This is a genomic window from Paraburkholderia azotifigens, from assembly GCF_007995085.1.
Taxonomy (GTDB): domain Bacteria; phylum Pseudomonadota; class Gammaproteobacteria; order Burkholderiales; family Burkholderiaceae; genus Paraburkholderia; species Paraburkholderia azotifigens.
Genome location: NZ_VOQS01000003.1, coordinates 472442 through 491557, shown reverse-complemented (window position 1 = coordinate 491557; position 19116 = coordinate 472442). Strand labels below are relative to the sequence as shown.

13 protein-coding genes and 1 pseudogene are annotated in these 19116 nt (G+C 65.5%); 4 read left to right on the top strand and 10 right to left on the bottom strand.

From position 1 onward, the window contains the following. Positions 1-13 precede the first annotated feature (13 nt). Positions 14-358 (top strand): hypothetical protein, encoded by a 345-nt coding sequence (locus tag FRZ40_RS19385; protein ID WP_158647025.1) that lies wholly within the window; start codon positions 14-16, stop codon positions 356-358. Here the strand turns inward: FRZ40_RS19385 and FRZ40_RS19380 are convergent. The 4 genes from FRZ40_RS19380 to FRZ40_RS19365 all read right to left on the bottom strand — a co-directional run bounded on the left by FRZ40_RS19380 (position 338) and on the right by FRZ40_RS19365 (position 4136). Next, positions 338-622, bottom strand: a complete 285-nt coding sequence (locus FRZ40_RS19380; RefSeq protein ID WP_147235232.1) for a hypothetical protein — start codon at positions 620-622, stop codon at positions 338-340. The two genes, FRZ40_RS19385 and FRZ40_RS19380, sit on opposite strands and share 21 nt — an antisense overlap. Positions 623-865: 243 nt before the next feature. Next, a complete protein-coding gene (locus FRZ40_RS19375; RefSeq protein ID WP_147235230.1) occupies positions 866-2401 on the bottom strand; it encodes a sensor domain-containing diguanylate cyclase in 1536 nt (511 codons plus the stop codon). Between the two features lie 52 nt (positions 2402-2453). Continuing rightward, positions 2454-2663, bottom strand: coding sequence for an EAL domain-containing protein (locus FRZ40_RS19370; RefSeq protein ID WP_275671055.1), 210 nt, complete (start codon positions 2661-2663; stop codon positions 2454-2456). Between the two features lie 528 nt (positions 2664-3191). Beyond that, the gene (locus FRZ40_RS19365; RefSeq protein WP_167528681.1) at positions 3192-4136 is read right to left on the bottom strand and encodes a LysR family transcriptional regulator; all 945 of its coding nucleotides are present in this window, start codon (positions 4134-4136) and stop codon (positions 3192-3194) included. Between the two features lie 330 nt (positions 4137-4466). On the opposite strand from FRZ40_RS19365, the gene FRZ40_RS19360 reads away from it, so the two are divergent. Then, positions 4467-5237, top strand: coding sequence for a response regulator (locus FRZ40_RS19360; RefSeq protein WP_147235229.1), 771 nt, complete (start codon positions 4467-4469; stop codon positions 5235-5237). On the opposite strand, the pseudogene FRZ40_RS19355 reads toward FRZ40_RS19360, so the two are convergent. The 6 genes and pseudogenes from FRZ40_RS19355 to FRZ40_RS19330 form a co-directional block, all read right to left on the bottom strand. Next, a pseudogene (locus tag FRZ40_RS19355) lies at positions 5234-5650 on the bottom strand (zinc-binding dehydrogenase); the annotation flags it as partial. The gene FRZ40_RS19360 and the pseudogene FRZ40_RS19355 sit on opposite strands and share 4 nt — an antisense overlap. Positions 5651-5831: 181 nt before the next feature. Beyond that, the gene (locus FRZ40_RS19350) at positions 5832-6161 is read right to left on the bottom strand and encodes a DUF4148 domain-containing protein (protein ID WP_147235227.1); all 330 of its coding nucleotides are present in this window, start codon (positions 6159-6161) and stop codon (positions 5832-5834) included. A gap of 327 nt (positions 6162-6488) precedes the next feature. Next, complete coding sequence (locus FRZ40_RS19345) at positions 6489-8255, bottom strand: cytochrome c biogenesis protein DipZ (RefSeq protein ID WP_147235226.1); 1767 nt, start codon at positions 8253-8255, stop codon at positions 6489-6491. A gap of 197 nt (positions 8256-8452) precedes the next feature. After that, positions 8453-9208 carry a response regulator gene (locus FRZ40_RS19340; protein ID WP_147235224.1) on the bottom strand — a complete coding sequence of 252 codons (756 nt, stop codon included), beginning with the start codon at positions 9206-9208 and terminating at the stop codon, positions 8453-8455. 54 nt (positions 9209-9262) lie between these two features. Next, the gene (locus tag FRZ40_RS19335) at positions 9263-10306 is read right to left on the bottom strand and encodes an alpha/beta fold hydrolase (RefSeq protein ID WP_147235222.1); all 1044 of its coding nucleotides are present in this window, start codon (positions 10304-10306) and stop codon (positions 9263-9265) included. Positions 10307-10553: 247 nt separating this feature from the next. Further along, positions 10554-12209, bottom strand: coding sequence for an FAD-dependent oxidoreductase (locus FRZ40_RS19330; protein WP_240057233.1), 1656 nt, complete (start codon positions 12207-12209; stop codon positions 10554-10556). 299 nt (positions 12210-12508) lie between these two features. On the opposite strand from FRZ40_RS19330, the gene FRZ40_RS19325 reads away from it, so the two are divergent. Continuing rightward, a complete protein-coding gene (locus FRZ40_RS19325; RefSeq protein WP_147235220.1) occupies positions 12509-13780 on the top strand; it encodes an epoxide hydrolase family protein in 1272 nt (423 codons plus the stop codon). 141 nt (positions 13781-13921) lie between these two features. After that, positions 13922-19024 carry a trifunctional serine/threonine-protein kinase/ATP-binding protein/sensor histidine kinase gene (locus FRZ40_RS19320; protein WP_147235218.1) on the top strand — a complete coding sequence of 1701 codons (5103 nt, stop codon included), beginning with the start codon at positions 13922-13924 and terminating at the stop codon, positions 19022-19024. Positions 19025-19116: the final 92 nt, after the last annotated feature.

The window sequence follows — 19116 nt, the reverse complement described above, 5'->3', positions numbered from 1 at the left end:
TCGGGCGATGACGATGGATATCGGACTGCGGCTCGGTGGACTCGGGCTCGAGCCGTACGCGCAGGCATTGCTGCGCCGGTGCCGTCGCAGTGGCTCACGGGCTGCGGCGAGAAGAGGCGCGCATTCACCGATGCGCGACCGCGAGCGCCTGGAGATGGCCGACCCTTTCCGCCGCCGCGATGCAGAGGCGAGCGTGGTCCGGCAGGCGTGCGCGAATTGCAGCGGCGAATTGCAGCGACGAATTGCAGCGACGAATTGCGGCGACGAATTGCGGCGACTAAGGGAAGAGGGCGCGAAGCGGGGTTTCCATCATGCCCTCACCGCAATCGACGCTGCGCTAACGGATCTCGCGTCCTGAATCGCCGGAATGATCGGCCAGCCGCGACAGCGTAGAGGCCAGCGAACTCCGATGCGCAACGAGCGCGGCGATGCCCATGTTCAGTTCGGATACGAGCGCCTCGCAGTCGGCGATCTGCGTCGAGCCGCGTTTCGTCCAACGCTCGTCCTGGGCTCGCGTCAGCCAGTGCAATGCGGCATCGCGTTCGTTGCGGATTGCCTGAATCTCGGCATCGACGTTGAGGACACGGATCAGCAGCCTGTGCACGGGAGCATTGTGATTCATGGAAAGAAACCTCTTGACGCCCGACATCCCGCTGCGCAGGCTGGCCGTTCCCGACGGGTACGGTACAAAAGCGGGTCACGCGTTCAGCGCCTCGCAACGGCCGAGCGTCCCTGCGTCGAACGCAACGGATCGACTGGCGGCATCTGCATGCCACGCGCCCATGTCCGTCGCCGAATTCCTGCGGACCGTCACGGAGGTTCAGGGTCTTGAGCACGACGCATGCCGCGGGCTGCGCCGACGCTGCTACAGCAGCACGCCGTCGCGCTTCGACACGCGGAACGTGCCTTTGCCCGCCTGTTTGGCCGCGTAAAGCGCGTGGTCGGCGCGTGTAATGAGTTCGTCGACGGCGTCGCCGGGCGCTGACAACGCGATACCGATGCTGGTGCCGATCGACACGTTCTTGCCGGCAGCCAGACGATAGGGCCGGCTGATGACCCGGATGATCCGCTGCGCGATGGTGGACACCACGAGCGGCGTCGAATCGCGGACGACGATAGCGAACTCGTCGCCGCCGAGCCGCGCAGCCAGCTCGCCTTCGCGCAGCGTCTGCCTGAGCCTTGCCGCGACCATCGTGAGCACTTCGTCGCCCGCGCCGTGACCCAGGCTGTCGTTGACGTTCTTGAAACCGTCCAGATCGAGATAGAGCACGGCCGGCCGCGACGCCGCCGACGGCGGGGCCGCGCCCAGCATCCGCCGCAGACGGTCATGCAATTCGCGGCGATTGGCCAGTCCCGTCAGCGAATCGTGGCGCGCGAGGTGGAGCATCCTGGCTTCGCTTTCGCGGCGCTCCGTCACGTCTTCGATGATGATCACGGCGCTTCCGTCCGGAACGGGATTGCGCGTCATCTCAAGCTGGCGGCCGTCGCGCAAGTCGAGGTCGAACGGGCGGCGCTCGCCCTGCAGCCACGCCGCGCAACGCTCCACCAGCTGCTTCCGGAGCCCCGGGCCGAACTGCCCCAGCCCCACGTGACCGATGAACTCCGGCAGCGGCAGATCGAGTTTCAATTCATCGACACGGGCGCCGAACAGTTCGGCGGTGCGCCGGTTCGCGATGACCACCTTGCCGGAGGTGTCGATCGTGCACAGACCGTGCGGCATGTTCGCGAGAGCCGCGTCGAAACGGGCCGCCAGCTCGGCGTGCCGCTGTTCCGCGGACATCAGCGCGAGCAGGCCGTCGTAATGCCGCCAGACGACGGAAAACATCGCGCCGAGATAGGCCGCGAGCGGCGGAACGAGTATCCACGAGCCGCTGCGCGGAGCGACCAGCGTGCCGATGCCGATCGGAATGGCCCCCAGCGCGATCTGCGCAATCGCGAGGCGGGGCACGGCGGCATTGCGTGATCCGATGCCGCCCAGAATCCCCGCCGTCACCATGATGGCGAGCGCCGCCAGTTGTCCGTCGGGCGATATCACGCAGCCCATCGTGCCGAGGCCGAGCGTCAGCGTCGCCAGCAGGCAGAGGGGCGCATAACGCATGGCCCACGTATCCGTATGTCGTGCGCCTGCATTGCTGTGTCGACGAGCGTAAGCGCGGATGCAAAGCAGCCGTGTGACGAGAATCGACACGTCGATCAGCAGCCAGACGGCCGCCCACGGCGCATGCAGCCGCCAGTACGCAACCAGCGCAACGAAGGCGCTCGCGGCGCCCGCCATGAAGAGCGGGTAAGCGTTCTCGAAGACGGTCGACAGCAGGGACGTGCGGATCGCGCCGCTCACGACGTTCTGCCGGCGCGCGGGCATACCTAGAATGAAGCGGATCACGGGAAGTCTTGCAGACATTACGCCTCCCCGTCGGGCAGGGTCAGGACCATCGACGCGCGTCGTTCCGCCATCACGAGTACGACAGCGACGAATACCCGGTGCCGAAGTCGTCCATCGACAGGCGCACTCCCGCGGCACGGATTGTCTTCAGCAGCTTGGTGACCAGCTCGACGTTTTCCATCAACAGGCTTTCGGTCAGTTCGAGTACGAGACAGCGCGCGGAAAGCCCGCTTTCCGCGCGCGCCTGCAACACGCCCTGCGCGAAATGCGGCTGGCGCAGCGACGCGCGTAGCTGTTTCCGCCTGACGGGCGACTGCGGCGGTCACACCGGACACAGCAGCGAGAGGAAGGCAGCGCGGCCCGCGCCAGACATCTCGCGCGGTACTGCGCGAATTACACATCTCGGCAACAATTACTTGATATTTAAGGGGAAACGGTGATCTCCAAGCCTGTTAACGGATGTATTCAGGTGGCCTTTAGACATGTTTTTGAGGGGCGGAAGACACGCCCGGCGCGCGATGCAAAGAGCGCATCGAACCTGTCGGTGCTTCGTTGCATCGGACCGACGTGCTGTGCTTCGTGCGACACATCGTTGCGCAACGGGCAGACGACTCGACGGACGCGAGGCACGCGGACTCCGGCTCGACGGGGCGCAACGAACGTCATTGAAGTTGGGGCTCTGGGTATCGCGAATGCACTGCAGCCCTTCGACATGGCGCGCACTCGCAGGCATCGCTTTCACCACCGGGATCACCGTGACCGGCACGACGAACGAGACGCGGGCGGATCGACAACCGGCTTGTTCGATCTACACCGTCACGGGCGACACACCACCCGCGTTCCCCGCTGAAAACACCGACAGCCGCTGCTGGATCCATCTGAGCAATTCGAGCGGCCCGGGCGTAAGTGCGCGGCTCGACTTCACGAGCAGCCGCGCCTGCGCACCCTGAAACAGCGGGTGATCGACGGGCACGGTCGTCAGTTCGCCGCTCGCGACTTCGCGCCGCGCCGCGAATTCGCCGATCAGCGTGACGAAATTCTCGGCAGCGACCATGCGCTTGAGCACGGCCAGCGAATTGGTGGTCATCGCGGGCTGGATCTGCATGCCCTCGGCGATTTCGAGCATCTTCACCGCGTGGCCGATGCCGAAGCTCTGCGGCATCAGCGCGAGCGGAAAGGCGCGCAGATCGTCGATGGTGGCGGGCCGCTTCTTTTGCGCAAGCGGATGTTCGCGGCGCAGCAGCAGCACGGCGCGCTGGATCGAACTCGCGAGCCAGCGGATGCGCGGATGCGGCGGCGGATTGTAGGCAAGCCCGATATGCGCGCGATCGCCGGCGATTTCCTCGACGATGCCGTCGCGCGTCAGCATGCTCATTTCGATGGTCAGCGCGGGATACTTCGCGCAAAACGGTGCGAGCACATCCTCCGTCAGCGTATCGATGAAACCCTCGCTGACGGCAAGCTGCACCCGGCCGTGCCGCAAGCCGCGAAACGCATGCAGCTGATCTTCGAGTTTCTCCTGCTGCGACTGGCAGCCCTCCCAGAACTCGAGCAGATGCGCGGCCGGTTCCGTCGGCCGGACGCCTTTCGCCCCGCGCTCGAACAGCGCGACGCCCAGTTCGTCTTCGAGCAGCCGGATCTGCCGCGTGATGACGGAAGGGGACGTGTTCATGTCGTCGGCGGCGCCGCGGATCGAGCCGTGCGTGAGCACGGCATGGAAATATCTCAGGCGCTGGTGATTGATGGTTCGCATCGTTGTCAGACCTATGAAATCTCGACTGTTGACCAGAAGGCAACAGGGAGTGCGCACAGTTGCTGTTGTGTTGCCCGCGCGTTCCTGCCACCATGCGCCGCACATCGACCGCGATCAGCGGGGCCGCATGGGCGCGCATCGTCGAGCTTCATTTGAGCAGCCAGATGTATCTGCCGCGTGTCTGAAATGGTTTCGCGTGCAACGTCGTGTATCGCCGCGCAAGGGCGGATACATGCGCATACAGACGCGGCGCTTTCGCGTCGCGCGCGCACGCCGCGCAGTCAGTGGGAACAGCAGGCTGAGTGTTTCGCCGCAGCCGTAGAACTTGTCATGAAGAAGCTCGAACACGTCCTGATCGTCGACGACGATCGTGAGATCCGCGCGCTGGTCGCCGTCTATCTGGAACGCAATGGCATGCGCGTCTCGCACGCGGGCAACGGGCGCGAGATGCGCGCCGCGCTCGTCCTCGACCGGCCCGATCTGATCGTGCTCGACGTGAGGTTGCCCGATACGGATGGCCTCACGCTGTGCCGCGAACTGCGTGCGGGCGACTTTCACGCGATACCCATCGTGATGCTGTCCGCGCGTGACGAAGAAGCGGACCGGATCCTCGGCCTCGAAATGGGCGCCGACGACTACCTGTCCAAACCGTTTGCGATCCGCGAACTGCTGGCGCGCATCCGCGCCGTTCTGCGCCGCACGAACATGCTGCCGCCCGGCATGCGGATCGCGGAGTCGGCATCGATCCTGCGCTTCGGCGAATGGCGGCTCGACACGGGCGCACGCCATCTTCTCGATGCAGAAGGCACACTGGTCGCGTTGAGCGGCGCCGAGTACCGGCTGTTGCGGGTGTTTCTCGATCACCCGAACCGCGTGCTCACGCGCGACCAGTTGCTCAACATGACGCAGGGACGTCACGCCGATCTGCTCGACCGTTCGATCGACCTGCTCGTGAGCCGCGTGCGTCAGCGCCTGCAGGACGGCGTGCGCGACGGGCGTTACATCAAGACGCTTCGCAACGAAGGCTATCTGTTCACCGCGACGGTGACGGCCGACGATAACGCCACGTTGCATGTGCCTGTGCGCGCCTGCTTCGCCTAGGGTACGAGCAGCAGCTTTCCCGTCGTCCTGCGGCTTTCCATATCGGCATGCGCCCGCGCCGCATCCGCGAGCGGATACACACCGCCGATCCGCACATCCAGCACGCCCGCGATGATCCAGTCGAACAGCTGCCGGGTCTTCGCGCGCAGCAGCGCAGGCGTATGGATGTGGTCCGCGAACGTCGCGTAGCCGATCTTTATGCTCTTCGGCAGGCTCATGATGTGGATGGGACCCGCATCGCCGAGCACGGGCCCATACCAGCAGAACGTGCCCGAGCGGCGCAGCGACGCGAGCGAACCCTGAAACGTCGCGGGCCCCGAACCGTCGTAGACGACATGCACGCCTTCGCCGTCGGTGAGGCGCATGACGTCGTCGGCGAAACGGCCTTCGCTGTCGACGATCACATGATCGGCGCCCGCTTGCCGCCGCGCAGCCGGATGATCTGCGTCAGCAGCAGTAAGTCCGGAAGGTTCTTGTCATTGTGTTGCCCCTGCGTACCGCGTTATCGGTGAATGGCTTCGTGCTGCGCTTACGTTGCCAGGTTGGTCCGTTGCGAACGGCGGCCCGCACGCGTTCGCAACGGAGCCGTTGCCATCACGAGTGTGCGTAGACGGGTTCGAGACCGAGCACGTCCTGTTGCTGCGGCGCAGGCGTTTGCGCGGTGTCGCGACGCGCGCCCGACTTCGACTGGCCCGCTGCCACGCCGCCGTATGCCACGCCCTGTTCGGCCTGGATGCGCGACAGGGCGGCTTCGATATTCTCCGGGTATTGCGTGTTGTCGCTGGCGGGGTTGTAGCCCGCCTGTTGAAGCTGCACGAGTTCGGCGCGAACCTGCGCGCGCGTCAACGGCTGGTTCGACTGTGCGAACGAGAGAGCGGGAGCGGCGAGCAATGCTGCAACGACGAGGGATTGAACGAGTTTCATGGGTTTTCTCCAGTAGGTGAATGGACTGCGTTGACGTCACCCGGGCGGTTATCGCGTTTGCGATGCGCTGGTTGCCCGGTCAGTTCGCACTGTCATGAATCAACCTTGCGTGTCGTTATTTGAACCCGCTGACGTATCTGGCTTGTTTCCGGAACGCGCCGGAATGTAAGCCAGTATTTCCTGACCGGCGATATATACATTCGGGTACAAATCGCCGGCGACTTGCGGGCGCTCCGGCGTTCAAGCGCGTTTCGAAACCGTTCAAATGCAAACGCCACTGCGCCGCAAGGGCGCAGTGGCGTCTTTCAGGAAGCTGCCGCCGGGCGATCAGCCGAACGTGAACGAGAAGGCCTGCACGCCCGGATCGAGGAACTCGATCGTGAAGGTCCGGTCGCGCACGCCATCGTGCTGGCGCACGAGTTGATAGAGCCGCGCGCTCGTCACCACGCCGCTGCCGTCGGCGGCGACGTCGGCGCCATGCGACTCGCCGGGCGCGGCGCCGTCGATCGTCACGCGAAAGCGCACAGGCTTGCCGTTCGCGCCCGGTCCGAGCACGAGATGCAGGTCGCGTGCATGGAAGCGGTAGGCAATGCGCCCATTCGCTTCGTTCGCCACAGCCGCTTCGCCGCCGACGATCCACTTGCCGCCGAACGCCCAGCTATTGAGCGGCAACTGCGACGGAATGGTGTAGCTTGCGGCGTCATCGGGACGGATGTCCTGCGGCGAAGCAAAGCCGCGCGCCTGCTGATAGCCGACATAGGTCTCGCCCGATTCGACATTCGATGCATCCGCCGCTGCCTGTGCGCCGGAGCCGTGGATGGGCGGCAGATCGCCTGCCTGCATCGTGTGTCCCGAGTCGGCCAGCAGCTGCTGGATGACCTTTTCCGCTTCGCCATAGCCGCCTTCACCGAAATGGTGATAGCGGATACGTCCTTGCGTATCGACGATATAGAACGCCGGCCAGTACTGGTTGCCGAACGCTTGCCAGATCTTGTAGCCGTTGTCGATCGCGACAGGATAGCGGATGCCGAGATCCGCGACCGCGCGCTTCACGTTAGACGGATCGTGCTCGAACGCGAACTCCGGCGTGTGCACGCCGACGACAGTGAGGCCGTCCTTGCCGTAACGGTCCGACCACGTCTTCAGATACGGCAGCGTGCGCAGACAGTTGATGCACGAATACGTCCAGAAGTTGACGACCGTGACCTTGCCGCGCAATGCATCGGCCGTGAGCGGCGGCGAATTGATCCAGCTTTCGGCGCCGTCGAGCGAGGGCAGCTTGCCTTCGACGGGCAGCTTCGAAGGCGTCTGCAGGCTGATGCGCTGCAGGTGCGGACGGTCGCTGCCGTCGCTGTTATTACTGATATTGCTGGCGGAAAGCAGGCCGACCAGACGGCTTTCGACACCCGTCGTCGACGCCGACGGCACATGCGCGAGGGCACGCGTATCGAAGCCGAAGCCGATACCCGCGACGCTCAGCAGCACAACGGCGCCCATCACGCGGCGCACGCGCTCGCCGAAACCGATCGAGCGCTTGAGGCCACCGAGAGCCTGTTTGCCGAGCCCCGAGACCACGGCGAGCGAGCTGGCCGCGCCGAACGCGTAGGCGGTCAGTGCGGCCGCCGTCTGCCAGTTCGCGCCATGCAACGCGGCGCCCGTGAGGATCAGGCCGAGGATCGGGCCGGCGCAGGGCGCCCACAGCAAGCCCGTCGCGGCGCCGAGCAGCAGCGCGGAGACGACCTGGAAGCGCGCGCCTTGTGCATGCGACAACGCCTCGACGCGGTTGCCGATGCTGAAGAACGGGCGCGACACACGCGTCCACAGCGCGGGAAAAAGCAGCGACAGGCCGAACACGGCGAACAGCGCGAGCGACACCCAGCGTCCGTAGTGGCTCAGCTGTGCGGCGCCCGCAAGGCCGGCGATGCCGACGCCCGTGACGACCGAGAACGTGACGGCGAGCCCGATCAGGAGCGGCAGCCGGTCCGTGACGAAGGGCCTGTCGGAGCGCGCGAAGACGAACGGCACGACAGGCAGGATGCAGGGGCTCAGTATCGTGAGCACCCCGCCGAGAAACGCGATGACGATGAGTAACATGAACAACCTCCTGATCCGCGATGGATGGCTTCGACCGGTTGGCACACGTGGCGCGTGCCGTTATGCAGGATTAGAGTCCGCGCATGTATCCGGCGAATGTCAGGAAGGTAGGGTTTGCGTATCGCGATGTATCGCGGCGGGCGCCCGATACATGGCGATACAAATGAAGCGGCGACGCGAACGTCGCGGCCGCCGCGTCAGGCGTGCTGCCGCTCGCGCAGTTCCTCGACGGCCTTGACGCTCGACGAGAACACGTAGCCTTCGTTGCGCAGCGTCTTGATGTAGCGCGGCACGCGGGCGACGTCGCCGAGCCGTTGACGCAGCCGGCTGACCAGCAGGTCGATCGAACGGTCGAACGGTTCGGCATTGCGCCGCTGCGTCAGATTGAGCAGCTGGTCGCGCGTCAGCACGCGTTGCGGATGATCGAGAAACACGCGCAGCAGCCGGTACTCGGCGCCGCTCAACGCAACCACGGCGTCGTCGTTGTCGAGCAGATGACGGGCCGTCGTATCGAGCCGCCAGTCGCCGAAGCCGAGCATCTCCGACGATTCCGCGATCAGCATGCCCGGCGGCAGCATGCGCGTGCGGCGCAGCACCGCGCGGATGCGGGCGAGCAGTTCGCGCACGGCGAACGGCTTCGCGAGGAAGTCGTCCGCGCCCATCTCCAGACCGATGATGCGGTCCATTTCGTCGCATTGCTCCGTGAGCAACATGAGCGGCAGCGCGCGATGACGGCCCGCGCGCAGCCCGCGGCACAGCGCGAGACCGTCTTCGCCGGGCAGCATCAGGTCGAGCAGGATCACATCGGGCGTATCGCGTTCGAGCACGGCATGCATGTCGCGCCCGCTCGACGCGAGCGTGACCCGCATACCGTTTTTCTCGAGATAGGCCGCGACGAATTCGCGTACGCCGCGATCCTCGTCGACGATCAGAACGTGGTCGGGTTTGTCCATGATGTCAGGTCGATATGCGACGGATTGCGTTGCATGGGTTGAACGCGTCCGGGATCACAGCCGCACGACCTGCATGACGGCGTCGGCGAACGCCCGCGGCGCTTCCTGCGGCAGGTTGTGGCCGATGCCGCCGCTCACGTCGCGATGCTGGTACTTGCCCGTGAACATCTTGGCGTAGGCTGCCGCGGGCGGATGCGGCGCACCGTTCGCGTCGCCTTCCATCGTGATGGTCGGCACGGAGATGGCCGGCAGCGCGGCGAGGCGCTTCTCGATGTCGTCGTACTGCGCTTCGCCTTGCGCGAGGCCGAGACGCCAGCGGTAGTTGTGGATCACGATGGAGACGTGATCGGGATTCGCGAACGATGCCGCCGTGCGCTGATACGTCGAGTCGTCGAAATGCCACTTCGGCGAAGCCAGTTGCCAGATCAGCCTGTTGAAGTCGTTGCGATTGGCCGTGTAGCCCGCTTCGCCGCGCTCGGTCGCGAAGTAGAACTGATACCACCATTCGAACTCGGCCTTCGGCGGCAGCGGCTTGCGGTTGGCTTCGGGCGTGCCGATCAGATAGCCGCTCACGGAGACGAGCGCCTTGCAGCGCTGCGGCCACAGTGCCGCGATGATGCAGGCGGTGCGCGCGCCCCAGTCGAACGCGCCGAAGATGGCCTGATCGATCTTCAGCGCATCCATCAGCGCGATGATGTCGACGGCGACCGCGGCCTGCTGGCCGTTGCGCATCGTTTCGTTGGACAGGAAGCGCGTCGAGCCGTAGCCGCGCAGATACGGCACGATCACGCGGTAGCCCTGCGCGGCGAGGATCGGCGCGACATCGACGAATGCGTAGATGTCGTATGGCCAGCCGTGCAGCAGGATGACGGGCTGGCCGTCCTTCGGGCCCGTGTCCACGTAGCCGATGTTCAGCAAGCCCGCGTCGATCTGCTCGATCGCGTCGAACGACGTATGGTGCGCGGCCTTCTTCGCCGCATGCGTGCCCTTCGGCGTCTGCGCGAACGCGAGATTGTTCAGCCCGAGTTCGAGCAGGCCGAGGCCCGCCGCGGCCGTGCCGATCAGCCGGCGGCGCCGCAGATTCACCGTGTCTTGCATTGCGTTCTCCTTTTTTGTCATGCAGATTTTCTTTTCAGAGCCGTGCGGACGACCGTTCGCTACCGTTTGCTTCGCAGAGCACTGCAAGCGGCCGCCGCCTCAATACATCGATGTGCAAAGATTAGACTGCGGGCTGCATGTGTTCCATACAATCTGCAGCTAGGCAGTTGACTCCAAGGGATGGGCGACCGCATACGTTCGTATAGGTGCGGGCCGCAATTCCCCTTGTGTGCCGCGTGGATCGGGCTCAGGCGACAGGTGAGGGCGCGCTCAGAAACTGATGAATCTCCGCCACGACGGCGGCGCCGTCGCCCACTGCCGCCGCGACTCGCTTCGCCGATGCATTGCGTACATCGCCGATCGCGAACACGCCGGGCACGTTCGTCTGCAGCGCGAAGCAGGCCGTATCGGCGCGCACGCCTGCCGCCAGTCCCGTCTTCACGAAGCCGCGTTCGTCGATCCCGACGCTGCAATCGCGAAGCCACTGCGTATTGGGATCGGCGCCCGTGAAGAGGAACAGATGCCGCGTGTCGAATACGCGCTCGCCTTCGGGCGTATTGCAGTTCACGGCCTCGAGTCCCCATTGATCGCTTCTGACGGACGCGATGACGGTCTGCGTATGCAGCGTGACATTGCCGAGCGATGCGATGCGGTCGATCAGATAGCGCGACATGCTCTTCTCGAGGCTGTCGCCGCGAATCAGCATGTGGACGCGGCTCGCCTGCGAAGCCAGATACACGGCCGCCTGTCCCGCCGAATTGCCGCCGCCCACGAGTACCACCTCCGCGCCGCGGCACAGCCGGCCTTCGACGGACGAAGCCCAGTAATAGACGCCACGGCCCGCGACATCGTCGAGGCCTTCGATGGCGGGGCGCCGGTACGCCGCGCCCGTCGCGATCACGACGGTACGCGACGCGATGCGCTGGCCGCCTTCGAGTTCGAGTTGCAGCGGCGTCTGCGTGCAATCGAGCCGGCCGATGCGTGTCGGGATCACGACTTCGGCTCCGAACTTCACCGCTTGCGCGAACGCGTTGGCCGCGAGTTCGCGGCCCGATACGCCTGTGGAAAAGCCGAGATAGTTTTCGATCCGCGCGCTCGCGCCCGCCTGTCCGCCGGGACCGTGGCTGTCGAAGACGATCACGGAGAGTCCTTCGGAGGCGGCATAGACGGCCGCCGCAAGACCGGCAGGCCCCGCGCCGACCACGGCGACGTCATAGGTACGCGTCGAGTCGAGTTCGGGCAGCAGGCCCAGCCGCGCGGCCAGTTCGCGTTCGCCGGGATCGCGCAGCGGCGTGCCGTCCGCGAGCATCACGACGGGCACGTCGCCATGCCACACGCCCCAGTCTTCGAGCAGCGCGCGGATATCGGAATCGGTCGCCGGGTCCGCGACCGTATAAGGATGATCGAGCCGGTGCAGCAGGCCTTCGAGCGCGAGCAGCCGAAGATCGCCCGAACGTCCGATCAGCACGGGGCCCGCGCCCTCGCGCACGAGACCGAAGCGGCGCAGCACGAGCGAGCGCATGATGCGCTCGCCCAGATGCGCTTGCGCCACGAGCAGCTCGCGTATCTGTTCAGGCGGGATCATCAGCGCTTCGACGTCGTCGAGCGCGAGGCCATCGGCAAGCGCGGGCTTGCCCGTGAGCTGCGCGACTTCGCCGAGGAACTGGCCTTCGCCCAGTTCGACGATGGTCTGCGAGCGGCCGAGCCCATCGCGCCGCGAGAGTCTCGCGCGGCCGCTCAACAGCACGCGCATGCCGAGTCCCGGCTGGCCGATGCGAAACATGACATCGCCCGCGCGCCAGCGTTCAATGATGCCGAAGCGCATCATCTTTTCGACCTCGGCTTTGGTGAAGCGCGGATAACGGTCGTTCGCCGAAGCATTGTCATGTTGCTGCTGATTCATCGGATTCCTTGTTTTGCGTGCGCGGGAATAATCGCGTTTATGCGGATCAGGGTCAATCCAAACGAACGTATGATAGCCACGCCTGGCGCTTTAACGATTCTCTCGCACAACTTTACGTGCTTCATCTAGTTTGAAGCGCGCGTGTTACGAATAAGTACATCGCGGACAAACGCGAGATACATTCGCCGCTTCTAATGAGTGGGACGCTTCGGACGATTCATTCGCTTCGCAAGACAGTCGAGCCTTGCTCTGCCAATCGCGCACACAGTGCCCACTCCTTGGAAACAGGACGACACAGTATGTCTTCAACACCGTTCTCGCCGATGCGGCGTAACGTGCTGGCCGCCACCGTCGCGGCCGGCGCATTTGCGTTATTTCCCGAAGCGATCTATGCCGCCAGTGACGCGGAGAATATCCGGCCTTTTAAAGCCCATATTCCAGATAGTCTGCTAGCCGATTTACGCCAGCGACTTGCCAATACGCGCTGGCCGGGTAAAGAAACCGTCGCCGACGAATCGCAAGGCGTTCGTCTCGAACGCATGCAGAAACTCGTTCAATACTGGGGCAGCGAATACGACTGGCGCAAGGGCGAAGCGAAGCTCAATGCATTGCCGATGTATGTGACGGAAATCGACGGACTGGATATCCAGTTCATTCACGTGCGCTCGCGGCACAAGAACGCGATGCCGATGATCATGACGCACGGCTGGCCCGGCTCGATCTTCGAACTCGTCAAGGCCATCGATCCGCTCACGAATCCGACCGCCTATGGCGCAAGCGCGGACGACGCCTTCCACGTGGTCGTGCCGTCGCTGCCCGGCTTCGGCTTCTCGGGCAAGCCGACCAGACCGGGCTGGGGCTCGGACCATATCGCGCGCGCATGGGGCGTGCTGATGGAGCGGCTCGGCTATACGCGCTTCGTCTCGCAAGGCGGCGACTGCGGGTCCGTGGTCTCGCATCGGATGGCGATGCAGCACGTGAAGGGGCTGATCGGCATTCATGTGAACATGCCCGCGACGGTGCCGCCCGATATCGCGCGTTCGCTGGCGCTCGATGCACCCGCGCCCGCCGGACTGTCGCCGAAGGAGAAGAACGCGTACGAGAAGCTCGCCGTGTTCTATCGCGACAATTGCGGCTACTCGGCGATGATGGTCACGCGCCCGCAGACGGTCGGCTATGCGCTCGCCGATTCGCCCGTGGGTCAGGCCGCGTGGATGTACGACAAGATTTCGCAGTGGACCGATAGCGGCGGCATTCCCGAGCGCTCGCTGACGCGCGACGAGATTCTCGACGACATCTCGCTGTACTGGCTGACCGACAGCGCGACCTCGTCGGCGCAGATCTATTGGGAAGACCATTCGAACAACTTCAATGCCGTCGATATCGCCCTGCCGGCTGCAATCACGGTGTTCCCCGGCGAGATCTATCAGGCGCCTCGCAGCTGGGCCGAACGCGCGTATCACAATCTGATCTATTTCAACGAGGTCGACAAAGGCGGTCATTTCGCGGCCTGGGAAGAGCCGCTGCTGTTCGCTCAGGAAGTGCGGGCGGGCTTCAGGCCATTGCGTTAAGGCACGACCGATCGATCGTTCCAACGCGGGCGGCGCGTTTTGCAATCTGAGGCGGGCGTCACATACAGGCATTGATATGTAACAGGCGCGGTACAGTATCGGGCCTGTTATGTCCATCGCCGCATCTGTCACGTCGTTCGCATGATCGATCTTTCCAACCGAAGCCTCATTGAACTGGGTGCGGGAGCGCCCAGACTGCAAAGGGCAGTGGCCAGCGGCACGGCGCCCGTTCTCGTCGCCGGCCGCGTCAATGCGACGCCCGCCGAACTGGCCGCGCTGCAGCGCGAATACGCGTTGCGCGATGCCCTGCACGAAGCCTGGTGCGCCGTGCCCCTATCGATGCAGCCGCACGGCAATGGCATGCTGCTGATCCTCGCTGATCCGGGCGGCGAACCCTTGCGTATCGACATGCCTCGCGCGGCCGGGCTGACGGCGCTGAAGGCATGCCTGGCGCGCGCCGTGGGCCTGGCTGCCGCCGTCGGTGCGATGCATGCGGCAGGCGTCGTGCATCGCGCGCTGACGCCGGGCAGTTTTCTCGTCGATGAAGCCGGGCGCGCGTACCTCACGGGTTTTGGCTTCGGCTCGTGTACGTGCAAAGACACGGCGGGCCTGCCTGCTGCCGACTTCGAATGGAGCGAAGCCAGTTTCATCTATATGGCGCCCGAGCTTGGCGCACGGATGAACGTACGGGTCGACGAGCGCGCGGATCTCTATTCGCTCGGCTGCATCTTCTACGAACTGCTGACGGGCGTGATGCCCTTCGAAGGCTCGACGGATGCCGCCGCGCGCGTGCATGCGCATGCCACGCATCGTCCGCGTGCGCCCGTCGAACTCGCTGCGGACGTGCCGTTGCAGCTGTCGCACATCGTCATGAAGCTGCTCGAGAAGGCACCCGGGCAGCGCTACACCGATGCCGCGAGTCTGCTGGCCGATCTGCGCCGGTGTGCGGACCTCTATGAACGCCTCGGGCATATCCCGCCATTTGCGCTGGATACGCAGGCCGCGCTGCAATCGCTGCGGCGCGCCGACCGTGTGTTCGGGCGCGACGAAGAACTCGGTGCGCTGCTGGCGCTGTACGACAGCGTCGACCAGAGTGGAAGCGCGCATGTGGCATGGATCGCCGGCCATTCGGGCATCGGCAAATCCACCTTGCTGCAGGAAGCCATCGCGCGCATACGCCGCACGCACACGCCGCTGATTGCCGCCGGGAAGAGCGAAGAGGGCCGCCGCGCGGCGCCGTACGCGATCCTCGTGCAGGCGCTGGAGCCGCTGCTGCAATACGTGCTGGGATGTCCCGACAACGAATTCGCGCAGTGGCGCAACCGTATCCGCGAAGCCGCCGGTCCTGCCGCCCGCACGCTCGCGGGCCTGCTGCCCACGCTGACGGCCGTCCTCGGTTCGCAGCCGGGCATGTCCGAAGCGCCCGACCCGCAGCCTTCGCACGAACGCGAGCGCGTCCTGCAGGGCATGGCGCGGCTGATCGCCTGCTTCGCGACGGCCGCGCGGCCGCTCGTGCTGCTGCTCGACGATCTGCAATGGGCCGACGTCGGCACGCTGCACGTGCTCGAACGGCTGTTGAAGCACGCGGAGTCCGCGCTGCTGTTCGTCGGCGCGTTCCGGGGCAACGAAGTCGGTGCGGATCATCCGTTGCGCACCGGCCTGCTGGCGGCACGGCATGACGCGCTGACCATCGAACTCGGGCCGCTGCACGAAGACGCGTTGCGCGAACTGATCGCGCGGGCGCTGCATCGCGACGTGCATGCGCTTGCGCCGCTCGCCGAGGAGATCGGCCGCAAGACGGGCCGCAATCCGTTCTTCGTCCGTCATCTGCTGCGCGTGCTGGCCGACGACGGCGCGCTCGAATACGACCTCGACGCGGGCGCATGGGGATGGCATCTCGACCGCGTGATGAGCCATCGCGGCGCGGACAACGTCGTCGATCTGCTGACGCACGAACTCGAACAGCTGCCGCTGCCTGCGCAGATCATGTTGCGCGTGCTGGCCTGTCTCGGCGACCGCGCGTCGGGCGACGCGCTAGCCGTCGCGTCGGCGCTGCCCGAAGGCGAGGCGGCGCTGGCCCTGCAGGCGGCGCTCGAAGCAGGCAGCCTCTATCGCGACGGCGCGGACTGGCTGTTCCTGCACGACGGCATCCGCGAGGCCGCGTATGCATCCATCCCGCTCGAAGCGCGCGCGCCGCTGCATCTGCAGATCGCGCGGCGCATGCTTGCGCAGCGCGCCGCGCGGACCGATGTGTTCGCGATGGCCGCACAGGTCAATCTCGCGCGTTCCGTGGTCGCGGATCGCGACGAACGGATTGCTTTTGCACGGCTCAATCTCGACGCGGGATGCGAGGCGAAGGCGGCCACCGCGCATCATTCGGCGCTGGGTCTGTTTCGGGCGGCGCTCGACTTTCTCGGCCACGACGACACCAGCGAAGACGGCCTGAAGGCCCGCATGCTGTGCGGCGAGGCGGAGTTCATGACGGGCGCGCTCGAACCCGCCGAAGCGCGGCTTTCCGCGCTGGAGACGGTGGCAGGCGAAGGCATCTTCGGCGCGGACCTCGCACGTCTGCGCGCAGCCCTCTACACGACGCTCGGCCGTTACGATCTGGCGCTGGAGGTGGGCATCGCGTTCCTGCGCAAGGCGGGCATCGACGTGCCGCGGCATCCGCAGGCCGCCGACGTCGACCGCGAATATGCGCGCCTGCGAAGCTGGCTCGACGAGCACGGCATCGACGGCTTGCGCGGCCTGCCCATCGTCGCGGATCCGTTGCGGCGCGCGATCACCGACATCTTCGCCGACCTGATTCCGCCCGCGCTCTACACGGACCAGGATCTCGTCGACCTGATGCTGCTGCGCGCCGTCAATCTCGCGAGCGAGCACGGGCAGTCCGACGCAACCGCGAACGTGTACACCTGCTTGCACCAGATCTTCGCCGCGCGCTACGGCGACCATGCGGCGGCGCTGCCGTTCGGCGAACTGGCGTTGCATCTGGTCGACGAGCGCGGCCTCGCGCGGTATCGCGCGCGGGTCTACATGGTGTTCGGCACATGGATCGTGCCGTGGGCGCTGCCCGCGCGAACCGGACGCGACTACATCCGCCGCGCGTTCGACGTGGCCGTTGCAAGCGGCGATCATACGTTCGCGATGTATTGCCCGAGCAACCAGGTGACGGGCATGCTGTTCGCGGGCGAGTTTCTCGGCGACGTGCGCGCCACCATCACGCGCGGACTCGCGCTGGTGCGGGACGCGAATTTCCGTCTGGTGATCAAGTCGTTTCTCGCGAAGTGGGCGCTGGTGACCGCGCTGCAGGACGGCGAGCCGGACGCGGGCGAGGAGCCGCCGCCCGAGCCCGTGGAAGGCACGCCCGTGACGCTGGTGGACCTCGCGTACTGGGTGTACCGCTTGCAACGGGCGTTTCTGTTCGGCGACATCGCCGATGCGCTCGAATCCCGTCGGCGTGCGCAAGCCTGCTCGCACGTCGCGCGCTCGTTCGCGGAGTCCGCCGAACTGCCTTATTACGGCGCGCTCGCGCTGCTCGCGTTGCCCGCGCGCGATGCTGAACAGGAAGCGGCGCTACAGCGCCATATGGAACGGCTCGATACATGGGCGCGCGCATGTCCGATCAATTTCGTCGGCCGCCGCGAGCTGGTGCGTGCCGAGTACGCGCGTGCGCACGGCGTTGCGCATGAAGCAGGCGAAGCCTATGCGAAGGCGCTTTCGCACGCGCGCCGCAATGGCTTCACGCAAGTCGAAGCGCTCGCCGCCGAACTGGCGGCGCGTTTTCACGCTGCTCGCGGCGAAGAGGTGCCCGCGCAAGCCTATCTGAATCATGCGCGGGGTGCGTGGCAGCGCTGGGGGGCGACGGCGAAGGTGCGCCAGTTGCAGGCCGACTATCCGGACTACGTCGACGCCGACGGCAGTGCGCCCGCTGCGAGCCGCTTGCAGGAACTCGACGTGCAGGCCGTACTGCGCATTTCGAACGCGCTTGCCAGCAACATCGTGCCCGCGCGTCTCGTCGAAACGCTGTTGCGTACCGCACTCGAAAGCGCGGGTGCCGATCAGGGCGCGCTCGTGCTGCTGCATCGGGGCGTATGGCGCGTGCCGGCGTGCGCGCATGTGCTGGGCGGTGCGATCGTCGTCTCGCACGAGACGGCTGAATTTTCGTCGGATACGCTGCCTGTATCGATCGTGCATGCCGTGGCGCGCACGCAGGAAAAGCTGGTGCTCGACGACGTATGCGATTCGCCCGCCTATGCCCAGGACGACTACGTGCGGCGCCAGCGTCCGCGCTCGGTGCTGTGCGTGCCGCTGATGCGTTACGCGATGCTCGTTGGCGTGCTGTATCTGGAGAACAATCTCGCTGCCAATGTGTTCACGTCGGCGAAAGCGGCGTTGCTCGAAGTCGTGGCTTCGCAGGCTGCGTTCGCGCTCGAAAACGCGCGTCTCTATGAAGAACTGTCCGAGCAGAACCGTCAGCGTGCGCAGGCGGAAGACGAGTTGCGCAACGCGCTCGGCGAGCTGGAACGGGCGAGCCGTCTGAAGGCGATGGGCGAACTCGTCGCATCGATCGTGCATGAAGTGGGGCAGCCGCTTGCGGCCGTCGGTACGTCGGCGAGCGCGGCATTGCGCTGGCTCGATCGCAATCCGCCCGACATCGGCGAAACGCGCGAGATGCTCACGCACATCAGCATGAGCGCCACACGTGCGCGTGCAATCATCCAGGCGCTGCGCGCCAAGGCGCGCCGAGCGGAGCCGCAGTTCGCGACGCTCGATCTGAACGACGCATTGCGCGAAGCGGCCGCGCTTGTCGCGGGCCAGCTGGACGCGCTGAAGATCAGGCTCGAACTGCGCGGACTCGACTATCCCGTGCAGGTGCATGGCGACCGCATCCAGTTGCAGCAGGTCGCGATCAATCTGCTCACGAACGGAGCCGAATCGATGGCGGCGCTCGCGCAGAGCGAACGCAAGCTGAAGCTGATCTGCACGCAGGAGGAGGGCGGACCGGTATGCGTGTCGGTGGAGGATCTCGGCAGCGGCATCGATCCGCAAATCGCGGAGCGGCTGCTCGAACCGCTGTTCACCACGAAGGAAAACGGCATGGGCATGGGGCTCGCCATTTGCAATTCGATTGTCGAAGCACATGGCGGAACACTCATGCTTGCGCCGCGCGAAACGAGGGGCACGCGCGCCATGTTTACGCTGCCCTGTCTCGCGAATCGCGCGCCGCATACGATCGTATGATTGCCTTGCGCGCGCGGCTGAGCGTCGTGGACCGCCCTGAGTCCATTTGTTACCATGAGCGGCCGTTTTGTCCAGCGGCCATCCGCGTCATC

Excerpts from the sequence above, each read along its gene's own strand:
- FRZ40_RS19385 (WP_158647025.1), top strand. The coding sequence starts at position 14 with ATGGATATCGGACTGCGGCTCGGTGGACTCGGGCTCGAGCCGTACGCG.
- FRZ40_RS19375 (WP_147235230.1), bottom strand. The coding sequence starts at position 2,401 with ATGTCTGCAAGACTTCCCGTGATCCGCTTCATTCTAGGTATGCCCGCG.
- FRZ40_RS19330 (WP_240057233.1), bottom strand. The coding sequence starts at position 12,209 with ATGAATCAGCAGCAACATGACAATGCTTCGGCGAACGACCGTTATCCG.
- FRZ40_RS19325 (WP_147235220.1), top strand. The coding sequence starts at position 12,509 with ATGTCTTCAACACCGTTCTCGCCGATGCGGCGTAACGTGCTGGCCGCC.
- FRZ40_RS19320 (WP_147235218.1), top strand. The coding sequence starts at position 13,922 with ATGATCGATCTTTCCAACCGAAGCCTCATTGAACTGGGTGCGGGAGCG.
- FRZ40_RS19350 (WP_147235227.1), bottom strand. The coding sequence starts at position 6,161 with ATGAAACTCGTTCAATCCCTCGTCGTTGCAGCATTGCTCGCCGCTCCC.
- FRZ40_RS19365 (WP_167528681.1), bottom strand. The coding sequence starts at position 4,136 with ATGCGAACCATCAATCACCAGCGCCTGAGATATTTCCATGCCGTGCTC.
- FRZ40_RS19335 (WP_147235222.1), bottom strand. The coding sequence starts at position 10,306 with ATGCAAGACACGGTGAATCTGCGGCGCCGCCGGCTGATCGGCACGGCC.
- FRZ40_RS19345 (WP_147235226.1), bottom strand. The coding sequence starts at position 8,255 with ATGTTACTCATCGTCATCGCGTTTCTCGGCGGGGTGCTCACGATACTG.
- FRZ40_RS19340 (WP_147235224.1), bottom strand. The coding sequence starts at position 9,208 with ATGGACAAACCCGACCACGTTCTGATCGTCGACGAGGATCGCGGCGTA.
- FRZ40_RS19380 (WP_147235232.1), bottom strand. The coding sequence starts at position 622 with ATGAATCACAATGCTCCCGTGCACAGGCTGCTGATCCGTGTCCTCAAC.
- FRZ40_RS19360 (WP_147235229.1), top strand. The coding sequence starts at position 4,467 with ATGAAGAAGCTCGAACACGTCCTGATCGTCGACGACGATCGTGAGATC.